The sequence below is a fragment of the Acinetobacter sp. YH16042 genome, from assembly GCF_013417245.1.
Classification (GTDB): domain Bacteria; phylum Pseudomonadota; class Gammaproteobacteria; order Pseudomonadales; family Moraxellaceae; genus Acinetobacter; species Acinetobacter amyesii.
Genome location: NZ_VPEJ01000002.1, coordinates 1 through 19,055, shown reverse-complemented (window position 1 = coordinate 19,055; position 19,055 = coordinate 1). Strand labels below are relative to the sequence as shown.

Sequence of the window (19,055 nt, the reverse complement as noted above, 5' to 3'; positions counted from 1 at the left end):
GATATGAATGGATGCTCTTCGAGCAATGTGACAGTGAAAGTTACTCACATCCAATGCACCGTTTGTCCGCCAGTGAAACGCGTTCAGGTGACTTTAATCGTTTAAAAGATTGAAGCCGTATTGCCATCATCAATACGTGAATCAAAAACCGTTGCCCGCCCAAAGAAGGTCGGTACACATGCACAGATGATGTTTTTCGATCTGTGCAACTTGATCCATGCTATCTGATGCTCGCTACGAGTCAGGCGATGTTCTTCTGTGTATCACTATTAGGTGTTACACCCATGAAACGTATGTTGATTAATGCAACACATGCCGAAGAAATTCGCGTTGCACTTGTCACTGGTCAGCGTCTTTACGATTTTGACTTAGAGAATCGTACCCGTGAACAAAAAAAATCGAATATCTATAAAGGTCATGTGACCCGCGTAGAACCTTCATTAGAAGCTGTATTTGTTGAATACGGTGCAGGTCGTCAAGGCTTCTTGTCGATGCGCGAAATTGCCAATTCTTATTACAAAGCAGATCCTCGCCAAACTTCAAACATCCGCGAATTGATCACTGAAGGCACTGAACTTTTGGTTCAAGTGGAAAAAGAAGAACGTGGTAATAAAGGTGCTGCCCTTTCTACATTTATCTCACTTGCTGGTCGTTATTTGGTATTGATGCCAAACAACCCGAAAGGTGGCGGTATTAGCCGTCAAATTTCAGGTTCAGTTCGTGAAGAATTGAAAGAAATGTTGGCGTCTTTAAATGTCCCTCGTGGCATGAGCGTAATTGTACGTACTGCAGGTATTGGTCGTTCTCAAGAAGAACTGCAACTTGACCTGCAACACTTGCTTGACCTTTGGGCACAAATCCAAAGCACATCAAGTTCAGGTCCATCACCAATGTTGGTTCACCAAGAAGCCGGTGTGGTTACACGTGCGATTCGTGACTATTTACGTGATGATGTTGCTGAAATTCTGATTGACTCTGAGCAAGCGTATAACGAAGCATATAACTTTGTTAAAGCTGTGATGCCACGTCAAATCGACAAATTAAAAACTTATACTTTAAATGAACCGTTATTTGCTCATTTTGGTATCGAAAGTCAAATCCAAACGGCCTATGAGCGTGAAGTAAAACTTCCTTCTGGTGGTTCAATTGTGATTGACCAAACTGAAGCATTGGTTTCAATTGATATTAACTCTGCAAAATCAACACGTGGTAGCGACGTAGAAGATACAGCGCTAAATACCAATCTTGAAGCAGCAGAAGAAATTGCTCGCCAATTACGTTTACGTGATATCGGTGGTTTGGTTGTGATCGACTTCATCGACATGACCAAAGACCGTAACCAACGTATGGTTGAAGCTAAACTTCGTGAAGCAACACAAAGTGACCGTGCGCGTATCCAATTCGGTCAATTGTCACGCTTTGGTTTGATGGAAATGAGCCGTCAACGCTTACGTCCATCGCTTGAAGAAGCCACTGGTTATGTATGCCCACGCTGTCATGGTACAGGTATGGTACGTGACCTACGCTCTTTATCACTTTCGATTATGCGTAAAGTGGAAGAGATTGCGCTACGCGAACGTCATGGTGAAGTTCAAGTTGAAGTGCCTGTTGAAATTGCTGCATTCCTATTGAATGAAAAGCGTCACAGCCTTGTATATCTTGAGCAAACTTCAAATGTTCGTGTGACTGTACTTCCACACCCTCACCTAGAAACACCACATTACGAAATTTCGTATAACCCTGAAGGTTTTGCACCGACAAGTTATGAACGCACTGAAGCAACACGTTCTAGCGAAAAAGAATTGGGTTACGAAGCATCTGAGTGGCACTTAGGTGAAGAACAGGCCGCTGCTGCTCAGCAACAAGCACCTGTACAACAACAAGAAAAAGGCCACAAAAAGAATAAGCAACAACCTGTTGCTGCTCAACAAGCACCTGCACAAGTTGCAGCTCCTGCTGCATCATCTAGTCCATGTGCATGGTTAGAAAACTTATTTGTTCAAAAACAAGCTGCAACCGTTGACCAGTCGCGTACTGCAAACAATGCTGCTGCTGCAATTGAACAAATGGTGAATGGCGGTGCTGCAAGCCGTGGCCAGTTTGGTCAAATTACCCCTGCATCGGCAGCGCCTGTTGTTGTCGTAGACAATAATGCTTACCTTGCGCCTTCTTCTGTTGTGCACAAACAAGAACGTGACAGCCATTCAGAAAAAGCTGACCGTGAAGAAAAACGTCACAACAAAAAGCGCACTAAGCATAAAGAACCACGTGAACAAGAAGCTCAACCGCATCAAGTTCATGAAGAAGTGTTACAACCTTCACGTCAAGATCGTCAAGAGCAGCGCAATAACGAAGCACGTCAAAACGAACGCCAAGAGCAACGTTCTGAACGTCAAGAACCGCGCCAAGACAACCGTCAAGACCAACGTGAAAACCGTCGTAACTCACGCCGTCAACATAACAACGAACAAGTGCAGCAAGATGTTCAAAACAATGAACAACCGCAGTCTGTTCCACGTCGTGACCGCAACAACCAACAACGTCCAAATCGCCCAAATCGCCACCGCGATCAAAGCGTATTGAACGAGCAAGTGATTGCTCAGGAAGTTGCAACTGAGCAACAATCTGAAAACCGCAATCAACGTCAACCTAAAGTTGAAGTTGTTGATGCACCACGTCAAGACGTGATACCAACAGCACTTGTAGTAAATGTTGATCAAGCTCAAAGCGAAATCGTAGCGCTAAATACTGCCCCAGCAGTTGAAAAACCTGTAGAAACCCCAGTAGTCCAAAAAGCCGCTGTCGTTGAAGCAGAAAAAGTGGAAAAACCTGCGACTGAAACAAAAGAAGTAGGACATAAACCACAGCATGCTCAGCAAAAACCGTCTCGTGCAAGCAATGACCCACGTCAACGCCGCCGCGAACAACGTGCAGCTCGCGCTCAACAAGCACAGGCTCCGAAAATTTCGCCATCTCAAGTGCCGACACTGGGTCAATACACTGTAAGCAGCTTGATTAAGCATGTATACGGTGAAGACTGCTCAGTACTGATTGAGCAATTTGGCTTAATTCCAACATTCAACCGTGCATTGCAAAAATTCACGGAAGAATATGCCGCGACTTTGACTGCACCTGCAGCTGAAGCAGCTGTAGAGAAAAAGCCTGTCACTCGTGATGTTCAAGTTACAAAAGCTGCACCTGAAGCTGAACCAGCGCCAATGTTGGATTTGACACCACCAAAGCCTGTGTCAGATAAACGTGTTGCTAATGACCCACGTGAGCGTCGTCGCCTTGCTAAACTTGCCGCTGAACAAGCGAAACAAGACCAAGCAAAAGCACATGCTGAGGTGGAAGCTACGCCTGTCGCAGACACTACTATTGAGGCGCCTGTAGTTGCAGAAGCTAAAGCTGCTACAGTTGAAGCCAATGTATCCGACGTTGCAAGTCAAACTGAAGCACCTGAACCCGTTCAAGCTGAAGTACTGACACCCGTTCAAGCTGAACTGGATGTGAGTGCGCAGCCTGAAAAGACGGAAGAAGTGTCTGAAGCTCCTACTAAACCAGTAGAAGAAAAAGCTCAAGCCGTTGAGGCGGAAAAGAAAGTTGAGGTTCCTGTAGACGAAAACTCGGCCGCTGAAGGTGAAAAACCTGCACGCCCTCGTCGTCCTCGCGGTCGTCCACCGAAAAAAGCAAACACCGCAACTGAGCAGTAATTTGCTATTTTGCAGGTGAATAAAAAAATCCAGTCATTTCGGTGACTGGTTTTTTTTTGATACTTTTGTCAAATTAGGTTGATTGCACTAGATCGAAACGATTAAAAGACAATTGTAGAATTTGCTGCAAATTTCATTGCAAAGAAATAGACCGTATCGGATTACGAAAAATAAATAGGATTCACATGAGCCAAACTACACAACACGACCTTATTGGGATTGCTGATGTTGCAGCAAAAATTCCCGCGTTCATTAGCAAAGTACCCAACCTGTTGAGTGGTCTAAAGCAAGCCTATTTACGTACCCCAAATACTTCCGCAGGCTTGGGAATTGCATTTGAAAAAGCCGTAAAGCGTAATCCCAAGGGTTATGCACTTTATTTTGAAGAGCAAAAATATACCTATAACGAATTAAATGAATGGGCCAATCAAATTGGTCACTATTACCTTGCACTCGGTGCAAAAAAAGGTGATGTGATTGCAGTGATGATCGAAAACCGATCTGAACTCGTGGCAACCATCGTGGCTTTAGCCAAAATTGGCGTCACCAGTGCTTTGGTCAATACATCACAAGTCGGCAAAGTCCTGACACACAGCATCAACTTAGTGAACCCAATTGCGGTAATTGTGGGCGAAGAATGCCGTCAAGCTGTAGAAGAGATTCGTGATGATCTCAGTGTAGCTGCAGATCGTTTACATTGGTTCGCAGATCAAGCCACTCGTGTAGATGCTGGTCAAGCACCGAAAGGCTTCTTAAACCTTGCAGAAGCGATTGATGAATTTCCAAAATTCAACACACCCACCACTGCAAGTGTAAAAGGCAAAGACGGCCTATTTTATATCTACACCTCTGGGACAACAGGCTTACCTAAAGCGGTGATTTTCACCAACAGCCGTTGGACTTTGGCTTATGGAACATATGGTCACGTCCTTAATCTGAATAAAGATGATGTGATGTACGTAACTTTGCCGCTCTATCACGCTACAGGCACTGTAGTTTGTTGGTGTGGGGTGATTGCCGGTAGCGCCACCCTTGCCCTGCGTCGCAAGTTCTCGACCTCTTCATTTTGGAAAGATGTACAAAAATTTGATGCATCAGCCATTGGCTATGTGGGCGAGCTTTGCCGCTATTTGATGGATGCTCCACATTCAGACCTTGAAAAAGGCCATCGTGTGAAAAAAATGATTGGTAACGGCATGCGACCAAACATTTGGGATAAGTTTAAAGAACGCTTTGGGGTCGAAGAAGTCCTTGAACTCTATGCTTCAAGTGAAGGCAACGTCGGCTTTAGTAATGTGTTTAACTTCGACAATACCGTTGGTTTTTCACCAACGCCTTATGCGATTATTCAGTTTGATAAAGAAAAAAATGAAGCTGTACATGATGCTAAAGGTCGCTGCATTAAAGTTAAAAAAGGCGAAGTTGGCTTACTCATCGGTAAAATTACCCGTCGCTCACCTTTCGATGGCTATACCGACACGGAAAAAAACAAATCCGTCATTATGAAAGATGTATTCAAGCATGGTGATTCATACTTCAACACTGGCGACTTGGTTCGTGACATTGGCTTCCGCCATGCACAATTTGTCGACCGTCTAGGTGATACTTTCCGCTGGAAAGGTGAAAACGTTTCAACCACTGAAGTTGAAAATATGGTGAGTGAGTACGATAAAATTGCTGAAGCTGTGGTTTATGGCGTAGAAATTCCAGATACAAATGGCCGTGCAGGTATGGCTGCCATCACGCTCACCGACGGTGCCGAACTCAACGAACAAGATTGTAGTGAAATGGTTCTACAATTTAAAAAATGCTTACCAGCTTATGCCGTGCCAGTATTTTTACGTGTACAGAAAAAAGTCGAAACCACAGGCACATTTAAATACCAAAAAAACAAGCTGAAAGAACAAGCTTTTGATCCTCAGCAAACTGATGAACGTTTATTGGTATTGCTGCCAAATGCAACTGCTTACTGTGATTTAACTCCTGAAATTTATGCCAATATTCAGGCATATAAATACCGTTTTTAAGCAAATAGCGCTCATTTTAGCGACAGATATCCGCTAAAATGAGCTACTTTGTTGTATTTATAATCAAACACAAGCAAGTTTATGATTTTTTACTTGCGCTTGAAGCAGATCTTGCTACAATACGCACCATCAAGCGAAATGGGTCGTTAGCTCAGTTGGTAGAGCAGTAGACTTTTAATCTATTGGTCCCGCGTTCGAGTCGCGGACGACCCACCATTTCCTTCGATACCACAAGATGGGTCGTTAGCTCAGTTGGTAGAGCAGTAGACTTTTAATCTATTGGTCCCGCGTTCGAGTCGCGGACGACCCACCATCTTTCTAAAATGCCAGTTTTAGATTACAATCTTGTGCATACCCCCTAAGGGTCGTTAGCTCAGTTGGTAGAGCAGTAGACTTTTAATCTATTGGTCCCGCGTTCGAGTCGCGGACGACCCACCATTCTTTCTTAGGGCTTCTTTCTTCCGGCAGTTGAAGAAAAAGAAACCTGCAGGTTCCGACCAAGACAAACCATCACCATTACTGGTTTTGATTCGCCATTCTCGAAATTTTGCTATAGCGATGTTGCGAAGTATCATTCTTGTCTTGCTAGATGAAGTATTTGACCTGAAAAATTTTAGATAACAAATATTCCCTAGTATTCAAAACTACGCGCTTCGTTTATCTTGCTAAAATTTTAAAATGCTCTTTTAAAATTTTCTCAGGGTTGTTAGCTCAGTTGGTAGAGCAGTAGACTCTTAATCTATTGGTCGTGGGTTCGAACCCCACACAACCCACCAATTCTATATCGTATTAATAATTCAATTTTTTTTAGCTAATTCCATTCGATTAGCCAAGAACTACGAATTTCACGCCGACACTCAAACGCAATTTATAATTTTATTTACTTCATTCGCAGTATTTAATTTGGGTCTTTCACCAAGGTATAGGCATGTTGAGGCTGAGGATAGCCTTTAGAAAATAATTCCTGATTTCGGTCGACTTCACCTTGACGAATTTTGTCTAAATCCATGGTGATTTTATTTTCATTAATCACATGATAATAGAAATTCACGCCTTCTTTTCGATGAACCACCAGCTCGGTATGTGCTTCATTAACACTCCACGTATCCTTACGGTATTTCACATTAATGCCTGGCGTATTGGTTTTTTCAGCAAACACTTTACCAATTTGAATAATACTGCGGTGTACCGTGCCATCTGGCAATAAGTTAAGAATGAACTCCGCATCGCCTTCTGGGCATGGAATAAAACTGTCATCGCATTTTACTTTGGCATGAAAACGTCCAATAAAAATTTTGGCATGTTCAGGAACAGGAGCTGACTTTAATTCATCATCATTCGGCAATGTCGCCTGCCCTGCCACTTGGGTTAATTTTTTTCCATGATCTTGCTTCGCTTGAACTTCCGATGCGACAGTTGATGCTGAACTTTCACCCTTATCCGCTGCGGGTTGATGCGTTGGACTACAACCAATAAAAGAGAGGCTGAACACTCCTGCAAACACTGAAAGATATGCAAATTTCATCAAAAAAGGTGAAGCCGATGTTTTCATATAATGTGCCAAGACCAATCATTCATTGGTTTTTTCAGTTCTTGCTGACTTAATATTGTAATCAAATAATCAACGCTGTATACATATATTTGCGATATATGTTAATCATATCTCATTGTTATCGTTGATATTTAATTAATACTCAAGCTATTTTAAAGGCAAACTAATCAAACCAATTCTTCAAATTACATAACTTTACTTAATTTTTTTCTGCACCCTTTAAATCGCAAAGCTTGTCACCATTTCTATAATATGAATTTGGAAATATTCAAATTTATTCTTTTTTGAAGGAGACCTGAATGGCCAATGTTGGTTTATATCGCTCAAACCGCTCTAACATGATTGCTGGTGTGATGGGGGGTATTGCTGAACGTTTTGGTTGGAACGCAAATTTACTGCGTATTATTTTTATCTTTGTATCATGCTTAAGCGCAGCCTTTCCCGGTATTTTGGTGTACTTGGTTTTATGGTTAGTCATGCCTAAAGCACAAGATAACTTTTTCCGTACCAATGGCTATTCAGACCCTATTCGTACTGTGAATGATGATAGACGTTAAAATCCTTTGACCCAGTTTGGTCGCTACGGTTTCTCCCCCAAGATTCCGTAGCTTTTTTTTGCCTACATATTGGCAAAACCATATTTAAGGCTGATGAATTTAAATCAAAGTTTAAGGCTTAAGATTTTGTTTGCTGATTTAGCTGTTGATATAACGCGGCGATCATATCAGCACGGCTAATCATTCCCACCAACCGTTTTTGCTCAACGACTGGAATATAATTAAAAGATCTTTCCACAAAATACGGCACCAAATCTTCAATCGGTTGATCTGGCTGCACGGTCACCACTTTGGGATTCATAATTTGATAAACGTGATTTTCCCAACTGGCTTTGGGGTCTGCGGCACGTTTAAACCATTCCACTACATCATATAAAGCCAAATTTCCCACCAAGCGATCCAAATCACTCACCACTGGCAAACTCATCAAATTGACTTGTTTAAACTTTTCCAATGCTGACTGAATATCATCTTCTGCACGCAAGCTAATCACTTGCTGGCTCATGAGATCACGACAATGAAACTGGCTTAGACCACGACGACTAGCTAACTGCTGTGCTTCTAAAATGATTTTTTGTAGGTCGTATTCACTGATATCGAGTAACTGACTTTGCTGTTCTAAGACTTGCTGAATATCCGCAGGTTGAATCGACACTTTTTGTGTCGGTGTTGGATCTGTCGTCCGTGTATTAACTTGTGATTTTTGTGGATACTGCTTACCTAGTAATCGGTTATAAATAATAGCAACCACCATCAAGAGGACCGAATTTAAAAGGACTGGATAAAAAAGAAAGGCGTAGCCTAAATCATGGACAGCCTCGCCGCCTAATACCGCGGTAATCGCTACTGCCCCACTCGGTGGATGCAATGAGTCCGTGGTCATCATTAAGATAATCGCTAATGCAACTGCGATACTAAAAGCTTCGGTTAAATTAGGAATATACATCGCACAAGTCACGCCAATCAAAGCCGCAAGACTATTACCGACCACCATATTCCACGGCTGTGCCAAAGGACTAGCAGGTACAGCAAAGAGCAGCACAGACGATGCGCCCATCGGGGCGATATACCATGCATTTAAGTCACCTAGCGCTAACCAACTAATCAGCGAAGAAATACTCAAGCCAAGCAAAGCACCTACCCCACATAGGATGCGATCTTTTAATGGTAAAACTTTAAAGTTGGGTTTAAGTGTATTAAGCCAAGCTGATTTTGCGTGAAACACGATATGCCTGATTGATTATTCGAACAGATGGGCGATTATAAAACGAAGTCTCTTATAAGATGTATTTATTTTATACCTTTATCTTATAAAATTTTCTACTGAACAATATCTAATCCAAATTAAAGCCGAAAGAACTGAATAATGCTCACGAGTCAATCACCTGCTCATCTCTCTTATTTCATTAACGTTTTACAACAAAACCTAGACAGGCTAGCTGTTTAAAATTCCCTATAGTCAAAAGACCTATAAAAATATTTGAAAAAAGGATGTTCTGAATGAATAAAAATATCTTCGCAATGTGTGCCCTCTGTATGCTTGGCTTGGGTTTATCGGCCTGCTCCAAAGAACCTCAACAAGCCAATCCGCCAGCCAATGATAATACACCTCAAGAAATGGCCCCAGCTGAAACTGCAAAAAATGGGGATGATCTTATTCGAGAACCAGCACCACAAGTTGAAGCACCAGCGCCTCAACCCACTTTAGCTGAAATCCCCATGAGTAAAGGCACTTTAGGTTTACAAAGCGTCAAGGTGATTGGAAAAATTTTAACCGTAAAAGTGATAGCTCAACCTAACCCTGCCCCAAATGGAAACACTGAATTTATGAGCACATCCATCAATTTGGAACAAACCAATTATATTGATGATGACACAGCCAAAAAAGTAGGACTGCTGCAAGATGATGCTGGCATTTGGATGGCAGCACCTTTAAATGCAACAAATAAAGCTATCCAAAAAGCCAGTTATGAACCTATTTTACTCACCTTTAAATTCCCTGCGCCGCCTGAAAGCACCAAGACCATTAGCATCAATTTAGGTAATGCAGGTTCTTTTGACGGCATACCGGTTGAACGCTAATGAGAACATTACTGTATAGCGCAAGTTTGAGCTTATTGATTGCAGGATGTGTAGATTCCAAAACTGATCCACCGCAGACTGAACAGAACGTCGCAGAAATAGACAACACTCAGACTGTGCCAGAACAGCAGCCGAAGCCATCTGAACCAAGTCAACCTCAGGCAGAAGCCAGTAATTTATCGGCTGTCGGTTCAGATTTAAGTGCCAATCATAATGAATTTAATATTCAGGTGAATTTAAGTTCGGATGTGCTGTTTGATTTTGGCAAAGCCAATTTAAAACCCGAAGCTGAACCTGAGTTACAGCAAGCAGCCCAGACCTTAAAAAGCAAAGGTAAAGGCATTATTGCCATTGTCGGCCATACCGATAATATTGGTTCAGATGCCGCCAACCAAAAACTGTCGTTACAACGGGCTGAAGCGGTGCGTGATTATTTTAAAGCCCAAGGTATTGATTTAAATTATCAAATCAGCGGGATGGGAGAAAGTCAGCCGCTTAAACCGAATACCCTATCTAATGGTGAGGACAATCCTGAAGGTCGTCAGAAAAATCGACGGGTTGAAATTGTAATTAATAAAACCAAAAGCTTATCTGAGTCATAAAGCCTTGATAAAAATGAGTCTAAACGACTCATTTTTTATTTTACGACTAAATTTTTAGTGGTGAATTTTGATTCTTTTTTTGAGAATATCTCTAAACGATAGACGCGCCAAAGTCATATAGCAAACGTTCATTGAGCGGCGATATTTTTTATTCGATTTTCGTATGCTGTACCAAGCCACCTAAGTTGCAAAAGACGTTATAAAAGACCGATTACCCTGTTGGTTATTTGGGATTTTTTTGAAAATTACAGGCTGAATTTTCTTAAAAGATATTGATTTTATCTATCAAATTTAATCGATTACGCATCCGATACTTAATACATAGCGTGAGCTGCCCTGCACTTCTGTAACCTCATGCCGATACAAATCCGGTCTAAATAATTTAACTCTTGGTAAATCAATGATGCTTCGCTCACATATAAATTCACCACCTGCTTTCGATTTTTTAATCACGATATTCAACCTAAAATGCTGCCCATATTGTACAGAGTCTTGACGTGGTGGAATCATTGAACCCACAGGAAAACGAAGAAAATAGGCATCACATTTAAGTCCTAAATGGTTTTGTAATAACAACATTTTATCTGAACCCGAATGCTGTCTTCCTTTTTTCAATGCAACCATTTAAAACCCATAAGTCTTTGAATAATTTTATTATTCCTAAATTTCATTGTATTTTTATAGCATGATCATCGTTAACAACAGTATCACTGATGAAGTTGTCTTATTGCCACCATATTTCACCAATAAAGACTCAGCTTCATTTAAAACCCTCAGTGCCTTTATTCTATCTGGCATTAAAAGCCCACTTGTTCACGCGAAACCTTTGCCACACACCCCCAAAATCCTTATAATTGAGCACAATTTTTATCTAATTTTAAGTGGATGACCATGAGTCGCGCCATATCGCATATTGATACCTTCCAAGGCTTAATTCTTGCCTTACAAAACTACTGGGCTGAACAAGGCTGTGTAATTCTTCAACCTTACGATATGGAAATGGGTGCGGGTACATTCCACACTGCAACTTTCCTACGTGCCTTAGGCCCTGAAACTTGGAACGCTGCTTATGTTCAGCCATCTCGCCGTCCGAAAGATGGCCGTTATGGTGAGAACCCAAACCGCCTACAACACTACTACCAGTTCCAAGTCGTGTTGAAACCAAACCCAGACAACATCCAACAGTTGTACTTAGATTCATTAAAAGCCATTGGTATTGATACCCTTGTTCACGACATTCGTTTCGTGGAAGATAACTGGGAATCTCCAACACTTGGCGCATGGGGCTTAGGTTGGGAAGTTTGGTTAAACGGTATGGAAGTAACTCAGTTCACTTACTTCCAACAAGTTGGTGGTGTTGAGTGCTACCCTGTGACAGGTGAAATCACTTACGGTCTAGAACGTCTAGCGATGTACCTCCAAGGTGTAGACTCTGTTTACGATTTGGTTTGGACTAAAGGTCAGTTTGGTACAGTGACCTATGGCGACGTGTTCCACCAAAACGAAGTGGAACAATCAACCTATAACTTCGAATATGCCAACGTTGAAAAAATGTTTGAACTCTTCGACTTCTATGAAGCGGAAGCGACTCGTTTAATGGAAGCGGAACTTCCACTTCCTGCATACGAACAAGTGATTAAAGCATCGCATAGCTTTAACTTGCTTGATGCACGTGGCGCAATTTCAGTAACTGAACGTCAACGTTATATTTTACGTGTACGTACATTGGCTCGTGCGATTGCGCAAAGTTATGTTGCTGCACGTGCGAAGCTGGGCTTCCCAATGGCAGAACCTGCTTTACGTGACGAAGTATTAGCTCAGTTAAAAGCACAAGTTGAAGCGGAAGCAAAAGTAGAATCTAAGGAGAGCAAATAATGTCTAAACATACAGTATTGTTCGAATTAGGCTGCGAAGAACTTCCACCAAAAAGCTTAAAAAAATTACGTGATGCGCTACATGCAGAAACGTTAAAAGGCTTAAAAGACGCAGGTCTTGCATTTGATGCGATTGAAGCTTATGCAGCACCACGCCGCCTTGCACTTAAAATTGTGAATGTTGATGCAGCGCAAACCGACACACAAAAACGTTTTGATGGCCCTGCTAAACAAGCAGCGTTTGATGCCGAAGGCAAACCAACTAAAGCGCTTGAAGGCTTTATGCGTGGTCAAGGCATCACTGTTGATCAAGTATCGACTTTCCAAGCCGGTAAAGTTGAAAAAGTGTGCTACTTAAAAGACGTGAAAGGTCAAAGCCTTGATGTTTTACTTCCACAAATTTTACAACACGCTTTAGATAACCTACCTATCGCAAAACGCATGCGTTCTGCTGCAAGCCGTACTGAGTTTGTACGTCCTGTAAAATGGGTTGTGTTGTTGAAAGACAGTGATGTAATTGAAGCAACCATTCAGGATCACCAAGCAGGTAACGTGACTTATGGTCACCGTTTCCATGCTCCTGAAGCAATTACACTTGCAAATGCTGATGCTTATCTTGATGCCCTTCGTACTGCAAAAGTGATTGCAAACTTTGAAGAGCGCCAAGCCATCATCGACCAACAAGTCAAAACTTTGGCTGATGAAGTAAATGCCATTGCGATTGTCCCTGCGGACTTACGTGACGAAGTAACAGCATTGGTTGAATGGCCAGTTGCGCTTCGTGCTAGCTTTGAAGAACGCTTCCTTGCAGTGCCTCAAGAAGCACTCATCACCACCATGCAGGACAACCAAAAGTACTTCTGCTTAGTGAATAGCGACAATAAACTTCAACCGTACTTCATTACCGTGTCAAACATTGAGTCGAAAGATCCGTCTCAAATTATTGAAGGTAACGAAAAAGTTGTTCGTCCACGTTTGTCAGATGCTGAATTCTTCTTCTTACAAGACCAAAAGCAACCGCTTGCATCTCGTAAAGAGAAACTTGCAAATATGGTATTCCAAGCTGAATTGGGTACCCTTTGGAACAAGTCTGAACGTATCGCGACTTTGGCTGTTGCACTTTCTGCAATCACTGGTGCAAACCCAGCAGATGCTGAAAAAGCTGCACTCCTTGCAAAATGCGACTTAACCTCTGAACTTGTGGGTGAATTCCCTGAGCTTCAAGGTATTGCGGGTACTTACTACGCACGTATTGAAGGCGAAAATGATGAAGTTGCTGAATCTTTAGGTGAACAATACTTACCTAAATTTGCAGGTGACGTTTTACCAAAAACCAAAACAGGTACTACGCTTGCGCTTGCTGACCGTTTAGATACATTGACAGGTATTTTTGGTATTGGTCAGGCGCCGACAGGTTCTAAAGACCCGTTTGCATTACGTCGTTCTGCAATTGGTATCTTGCGTCTTGTGACTGAAAATGATTTAGACGTTTCGATTGAAGATCTAATCAAACTTGCACTTGCTGCCTATGGCGATGTATTGAAAGATCACGATAAGACTTTAGCGGATGCTGTTGCATTCCTTGAAGGTCGTTACCGTGCGAAATATGAAGACCAAGGCGTGGCTGTAGATGTGATTCAAGCGGTTCAAGCACTTTCTCCAAAATCACCACTTGATTTTGACAAACGTGTAAATGCGGTAAATCATTTCCGTGACTTACCTGAAGCTGCTGCGCTTGCTGCTGCAAACAAACGTGTTGCAAACATTCTTGCGAAAGAAGCTGCACCTGAAGGCGCTGTGGTTGAAGCCAACTTGGTTGAAGATGCTGAAAAAGCATTGTTCGCTGAACTTGCGAAAATCACACCTGTGGTTGAGCCGTTATTTGCTGCGAAGGACTACACTGCTGCCCTTTCTGCGCTTGCTGCACTTCGTGCGCCAGTCGATGCGTTCTTTGACGGTGTAATGGTGATGGCAGATGATGCTGACCTAAAAGCGAACCGTTTACGTATGCTTGCACAGCTTCGTGACTTGTTCACAAAAGTGGCTGATATTTCGGTGTTACAGCACTAAGTTTGAGCATTAATTAAAAACCCGCTTTAAAGCGGGTTTTTTTATGCCATTTGAAATCTAGGTAGAATCCTGTTAGAAATAGCGGGATTTTTTGATAAGAACAATATATGAAAAGTATTACAGTCAATCATCCTTACCGCCCAGATCTCTATCTTTTTATCTTACATGCAGTACTGATGGCATGCAGCTTTTACCTTTGGAAGGTTTATCCATATATTCAAAACAAGCCAGATATGGGGGCTTTATTCTTTTTGATTATTTCTGTTTTGGGTGGATTTATTGGAATCATCATCCTTGCGGTGACTTTGCCCAGATTAGACCGCACTGTGCGTTACTTAACGCTTTCAAAATTTGTTTTAAGTTTGGTGTATTGGTTGTCGAGCACAACCATTTTCGTTTTATTTGGCAGTACTAAATTTATATTCAATAACCCCCTTGTGCTATTTGTCTTTGTTTTTCTATTTTTTAGCAGTCTGTATTTTTCAATAATTCGTGTTGCTGATATGCGTAAGAAAGACTGGCTCATTATCGGTGGAGTATTGGGGGGACTGATGCTGTTGTTCTTTTTGCCAAAACTTTAATCGCTAAATAAACCAGCTAAGGCTTCATTGTATATTTAGGATAACGTGCTGATACTCAATGAGACCGTTTGAAATATTAGTTAAATCACCAAGCGAAATCACTTCTTAATACATCAATGTGAAAAAGATCTGGCATTGCACTCAATATCTCGTTTTAAATAAAGATGAATAAAACTTGAGCAAATAAATCTCGGCATGCTAAAAATAACTCAACCTGAATAAAATGAAATACCTATGATGAATAAAAAATTAGTTAGCTTTGGACTATTGATTCTATCTATTTCTTCTGCAAATGCTGGAACGGAAATGACTCATTCCCAAATCATCATTTCTTCACCCGATACCGTTGCAAGTTATGATTGCGCAGGACGCTCAGTGAATATTCCTGCTCCAGATAGCCGTATTACTCTAAAAGGCAGTTGCCCGATGATTACTGTTGCAGGTCCAAATACAACGGTCTATGTAGAATCAGTCAATAAAATCAATATTTATGGACCAAATTCGAAAGTGTATTATCAAAAAAGCACCCATCCATCACGCCAAGTCAGCATCAATGCCGTTGGTCCAGGAAGTGCAGCCTATAAACGTTAAATATTAAGTGAATGAAGTTGAATTTAGGCTTAAGACTTAAATCTATAGCCAATAATTCACCAATTCCCTATACTCAATCCAACAACACTCAACAAGAATGAAACTTATGAAATTGAAAGCATTCCTTTTGACTGGTCTTGCGGGTCTAACACTTTCTGCATGTACATCTGCACCAACGATTCCACAACTTGAAACAGGTGTATTACAAGAGGTTCAAAACATTGATGTCTACCCAGATACCACAGATAACAAAGCAAAACTGACTAAATTTGTAGATAAATGCGTGATTGAATTTACAGGCAATTTAGAAGAAGCAAAATCTGTTGAACAATGGTCATTTAAAGGCTTAACCCTAATTTCAGGTGGTACAGCAACCTTTGCCAAAGATGGTACAAGTTCAGCGCACAATTTTGATTTAAATGCGGCGGATGTACAGAAAAACTTCCTTGCATTACGCGGTCATTTTGCAAAAGATGCGCTTACACAATGTGAATAAATAATAAAAACCATATCTCCAAAATGGAGGTATGGTTTCATTTTTCGTTTAATCTTGAATCATAATCAGTTCAAACCCATAATTTTTAATCATGAAAATCGTAACTAGAACCACACCACAGCAACGCTCAAAACACATATAAGCCACTGTATTTTCATAAAATTACAATAATGCATTAACTTAACCATGTTTCCACACTTCAAACTTCCGCGTATCTGAGCTGTTATTGCATTGTGTGACTTATCGCACAAAACCACTTTTTGCTTTTTTTTACTCTTAAGATGTCCTCTGCTCCAAAAGCGCAAATGCTGAGTGCAACAGCAGCGTTCAATAAAAGAGGACAATTGCAAAGATGAAACCTTTATTTAAAACAACACTGATCACCGCAGCATTATTCGCAAGCACCCCACTATTTGCGAACACCGCAGTAGAAGCCAATGCGAAAGTTGAAACACAGCAACCGTCTGTACTGCAAAATCTAAAACAAGACATTAATCAGTCTGCGCATACAGCCGGTGACAAAATTGAAAAAGGCGTCGATAAGACCAAAACATTCACCCAAGAAAAGTGGCAAGACACCAAAGAATTCAGTGCTGACAAAAAGCAAGATGCAAAAAATAAATGGGCTGACCTAAAACAGTCTAAAGATGAAAAGTCAGATGCAGCGAAAGCCAAGATCGATGCCAAGGCTGAGCAAAATAAAGCTAAGCTTGATGAGCGCAAAGCACAGCTCGATGAAAAAGCTGCAAAAGACAAAGCAAAACTCGATGAACGTAAAAGCAATGTCGACAACAAAGTTGATCAAACCAAGAGCTATTTAGGTGAAAAAGCTCAGGAAGGTCGCCAATTTGCCAGTGAAAAATGGCAACAAACCAAAGCGAATTTCCAAAAAGGTCAAGAAGCTAATGTGAGTGGCAGTAGCAATGTACAGTTGCAAACGCCTGTCGCACAAGCTGAAGTCCATAGCTCACATGAAGCCAGCTTAGGTGCTCACAAATAAATAAACTGGCTTTCATACCCTCTCCTCCAGAGAGTAGGCTCACCCTTCAGTGGGCCTTTTTTTTACCCTAGGCAAAATACAAACGTGTACAAAGCTGTCATTTGCTGTATTGATTTTGCTACGGCAGGTTTTTTTCGCTGCAATTTTTCCTATAATGCGTTAAAACCGTTCATCAGATAGAAAATCTATAAAATTCAGAGGTGAAGCCATAATGGATTTATTGAAAACGACTTTATGCCTTAGCCTAGCGTTGGCTGCACCCAGTTTATGGGCTCAGGTAGATGCAAATACACAACAAGGTACGCAAAGCGACACTAAAAAATTGGTCACACCTTATGGTGACAACCCAAACCTATTACATGTATGGGCTTATAAAGCCCAAGAAGGTGTGGTTGGCGCAGCTAAAAATATTGGTGAAATGACTGAACGTGGGATTTCTAAAATTAAGCCTTCGGTTGACCAAGCTTGGGACAATACGAAAACTGCTACTCAAAATACAGTACAACAGGTTGATCAGGGCGCACAACAAGCCACTCAAAACGTCAATGAAAAATTGAAGCAAACCCGTGAAAATATCACAGGCAAAACCAGCCAACCTGCGCCCATTAGCCAACAGTCGTTGAGTGAACCGTCTTCAGGCAATACAATCAATACGGCTCCGAGCAACAATGCGGGGCAAAATAACAATCAATATCCACAAAGTAGCTATCCATCGAGTTCAACGTCTACGACCTATCCAGTGACTGATTTATAATTTAGCACCACATTTAAAAGCTCAACTTTGGTTGGGCTTTTTTAAAACCAAAATTAAATACTTTTGGTCTTTGGCCTATGCCTATAAAAACAATGAATTAATGAGAAAAAAATGCGAATTTTATTTGGTATCTTGCTTGGCATTCTGCTCTGTGTTGGCTCTATGATTGGCTTACAACGTTTTCCACAATTGTTGAAAAGTTATCCACAGTTGCAAACTATTTTTCCCCAATTGTACGATTCATACCAATATAATCATGATGCCGAAGGTAAATTATTACAAACCTTAGAGATGTTAGATGACGAAGAATACAAATCGACTGAAGGCAATGAAGCGACACTGTATCAACTCGATGATCAATGCAAAATAAACCTCTATGTTTTTGGTGAATCCTATCAAAGCCTAACAAGTTATTATTTTCACAAAGGTCAGATTATACGTGCCTATGAAACATATCTGACCTATCCAAACGGTGGCTTTTACGCTGAACCCAATACCAAAGAGCCTTTTAAACTTGAAAAAAGTTATTTACAAATCATGATGCCAAACAATATCAAGACTGAACTTGAATTTGAGCGGATCAAAAATCATTTCAATGCTAAATGGTTGAAAAATTGTTAGAAACTACCTTCACGTATTCGATAAGACCTACCTAGCGAATACGTGAATTTCAGCAACTCAAATTTAGCTATTTAATAAAGCATTAAGCAGCTGGCTTAAGATATCGCCTACGTACAAACAATGCCGTACAGATTTGAATAAGCATCAACAGGCAAAATGGATAGTCAACCCAGACTGATAAATGATCAATATGAGCAACCTCTCCAAAGACAGAAAAATAGACCTGTCCCACAATAATTGGCACCACAACAAGCCATAGTCCCAATACCAATAGCGATTTAAAAAATCAATAAGCGCTAAGACGCAATGCGCAATAAAAAATACCGAAACCAACACAACTTGTAAGGTCGGCATGAATTTATGAACTTCAAAATCAGGGTTCTGGAATAAATAATTTTCACTGATATTTAGGGTGTGTTGACATTTACAGCCGATAAATTGAGCTAAAGAGGCAACCATATAAATATACAAGCTAAAGCAACAGCGCTTTGATAGTTACGTTTTAGCTTATCGTATCTTGTGGCAATTCCTCTAA

At 41.1% G+C, this 19,055-nt stretch carries 16 protein-coding genes and 4 tRNA genes; 17 read left to right on the top strand and 3 right to left on the bottom strand.

Features of this window, described 5'->3' with window-relative positions; all coding sequences use genetic code 11:
- The first annotated feature begins 284 nt into the window (after positions 1–284).
- The 6 genes from FTV37_RS01605 to FTV37_RS01580 all read left to right on the top strand — a co-directional run bounded on the left by FTV37_RS01605 (position 285) and on the right by FTV37_RS01580 (position 6,516).
- Complete coding sequence (locus FTV37_RS01605) at positions 285–3,713, top strand: Rne/Rng family ribonuclease (protein WP_180062898.1); 3,429 nt, start codon at positions 285–287, stop codon at positions 3,711–3,713.
- Positions 3,714–3,898: 185 nt separating this feature from the next.
- The gene (locus FTV37_RS01600; RefSeq protein WP_180062897.1) at positions 3,899–5,740 is read left to right on the top strand and encodes a long-chain-acyl-CoA synthetase; all 1,842 of its coding nucleotides are present in this window, start codon (positions 3,899–3,901) and stop codon (positions 5,738–5,740) included.
- Between the two features lie 140 nt (positions 5,741–5,880).
- Positions 5,881–5,956, top strand: a tRNA-Lys gene (locus FTV37_RS01595).
- Between the two features lie 21 nt (positions 5,957–5,977).
- A tRNA-Lys gene (locus tag FTV37_RS01590) sits at positions 5,978–6,053 on the top strand.
- 49 nt (positions 6,054–6,102) lie between these two features.
- Positions 6,103–6,178, top strand: a tRNA-Lys gene (locus FTV37_RS01585).
- A 262-nt stretch (positions 6,179–6,440) separates the two neighbouring features.
- Positions 6,441–6,516, top strand: a tRNA-Lys gene (locus tag FTV37_RS01580).
- Between the two features lie 122 nt (positions 6,517–6,638).
- Here FTV37_RS01580 and FTV37_RS01575 read toward each other — a convergent pair.
- A complete protein-coding gene (locus tag FTV37_RS01575; protein WP_180010263.1) occupies positions 6,639–7,292 on the bottom strand; it encodes a hypothetical protein in 654 nt (217 codons plus the stop codon).
- Positions 7,293–7,591: 299 nt separating this feature from the next.
- Between FTV37_RS01575 and FTV37_RS01570 the strand changes: the two genes are divergently transcribed.
- Positions 7,592–7,849 (top strand): PspC domain-containing protein, encoded by a 258-nt coding sequence (locus FTV37_RS01570; RefSeq protein ID WP_078189754.1) that lies wholly within the window; start codon positions 7,592–7,594, stop codon positions 7,847–7,849.
- A gap of 118 nt (positions 7,850–7,967) precedes the next feature.
- Here FTV37_RS01570 and FTV37_RS01565 read toward each other — a convergent pair whose 3' ends face one another.
- Positions 7,968–9,074, bottom strand: coding sequence for an HPP family protein (locus FTV37_RS01565; protein WP_168377935.1), 1,107 nt, complete (start codon positions 9,072–9,074; stop codon positions 7,968–7,970).
- Between the two features lie 275 nt (positions 9,075–9,349).
- Here FTV37_RS01565 and FTV37_RS01560 point away from each other — a divergent pair, with 275 nt between their 5' ends.
- Entirely contained in the window at positions 9,350–9,931 is a 582-nt protein-coding gene (locus FTV37_RS01560; RefSeq protein ID WP_168377936.1) for a hypothetical protein, read from the top strand.
- A complete protein-coding gene (locus FTV37_RS01555; RefSeq protein ID WP_168377937.1) occupies positions 9,931–10,533 on the top strand; it encodes an OmpA family protein in 603 nt (200 codons plus the stop codon). Before FTV37_RS01560 ends, FTV37_RS01555 begins: the two co-directional genes overlap by 1 nt.
- A 291-nt stretch (positions 10,534–10,824) precedes the next feature.
- Here the strand turns inward: FTV37_RS01555 and FTV37_RS01550 are convergent, their stop codons facing one another.
- Positions 10,825–11,157 carry a 2OG-Fe(II) oxygenase gene (locus tag FTV37_RS01550; RefSeq protein ID WP_180054314.1) on the bottom strand — a complete coding sequence of 111 codons (333 nt, stop codon included), beginning with the start codon at positions 11,155–11,157 and terminating at the stop codon, positions 10,825–10,827.
- Positions 11,158–11,424: 267 nt separating this feature from the next.
- Here FTV37_RS01550 and glyQ point away from each other — a divergent pair, with 267 nt between their 5' ends.
- The 8 genes from glyQ (at position 11,425) to FTV37_RS01510 (ending at position 18,520) form a co-directional block, all read left to right on the top strand.
- Positions 11,425–12,408, top strand: coding sequence for a glycine--tRNA ligase subunit alpha (gene glyQ / locus FTV37_RS01545; protein ID WP_067666981.1), 984 nt, complete (start codon positions 11,425–11,427; stop codon positions 12,406–12,408).
- A complete protein-coding gene (gene glyS, locus FTV37_RS01540; protein WP_180062896.1) occupies positions 12,408–14,477 on the top strand; it encodes a glycine--tRNA ligase subunit beta in 2,070 nt (689 codons plus the stop codon). Before glyQ ends, glyS begins: the two co-directional genes overlap by 1 nt.
- Before the next feature lie 107 nt (positions 14,478–14,584).
- Positions 14,585–15,058 carry a hypothetical protein gene (locus FTV37_RS01535; protein WP_180062895.1) on the top strand — a complete coding sequence of 158 codons (474 nt, stop codon included), beginning with the start codon at positions 14,585–14,587 and terminating at the stop codon, positions 15,056–15,058.
- 234 nt (positions 15,059–15,292) lie between these two features.
- On the top strand, positions 15,293–15,649 hold the full coding sequence (locus tag FTV37_RS01530; protein WP_180062894.1) for a DUF3060 domain-containing protein: 357 nt from the start codon (positions 15,293–15,295) through the stop codon (positions 15,647–15,649).
- A 106-nt stretch (positions 15,650–15,755) separates the two neighbouring features.
- Positions 15,756–16,145 (top strand): hypothetical protein, encoded by a 390-nt coding sequence (locus FTV37_RS01525; RefSeq protein WP_078189759.1) that lies wholly within the window; start codon positions 15,756–15,758, stop codon positions 16,143–16,145.
- 352 nt (positions 16,146–16,497) lie between these two features.
- Entirely contained in the window at positions 16,498–17,145 is a 648-nt protein-coding gene (locus FTV37_RS01520) for a hypothetical protein (RefSeq protein WP_180002919.1), read from the top strand.
- A gap of 211 nt (positions 17,146–17,356) precedes the next feature.
- Entirely contained in the window at positions 17,357–17,899 is a 543-nt protein-coding gene (locus FTV37_RS01515) for a hypothetical protein (RefSeq protein ID WP_180062893.1), read from the top strand.
- 111 nt (positions 17,900–18,010) lie between these two features.
- On the top strand, positions 18,011–18,520 hold the full coding sequence (locus FTV37_RS01510) for a hypothetical protein (protein WP_180002917.1): 510 nt from the start codon (positions 18,011–18,013) through the stop codon (positions 18,518–18,520).
- Positions 18,521–19,055: the final 535 nt, after the last annotated feature.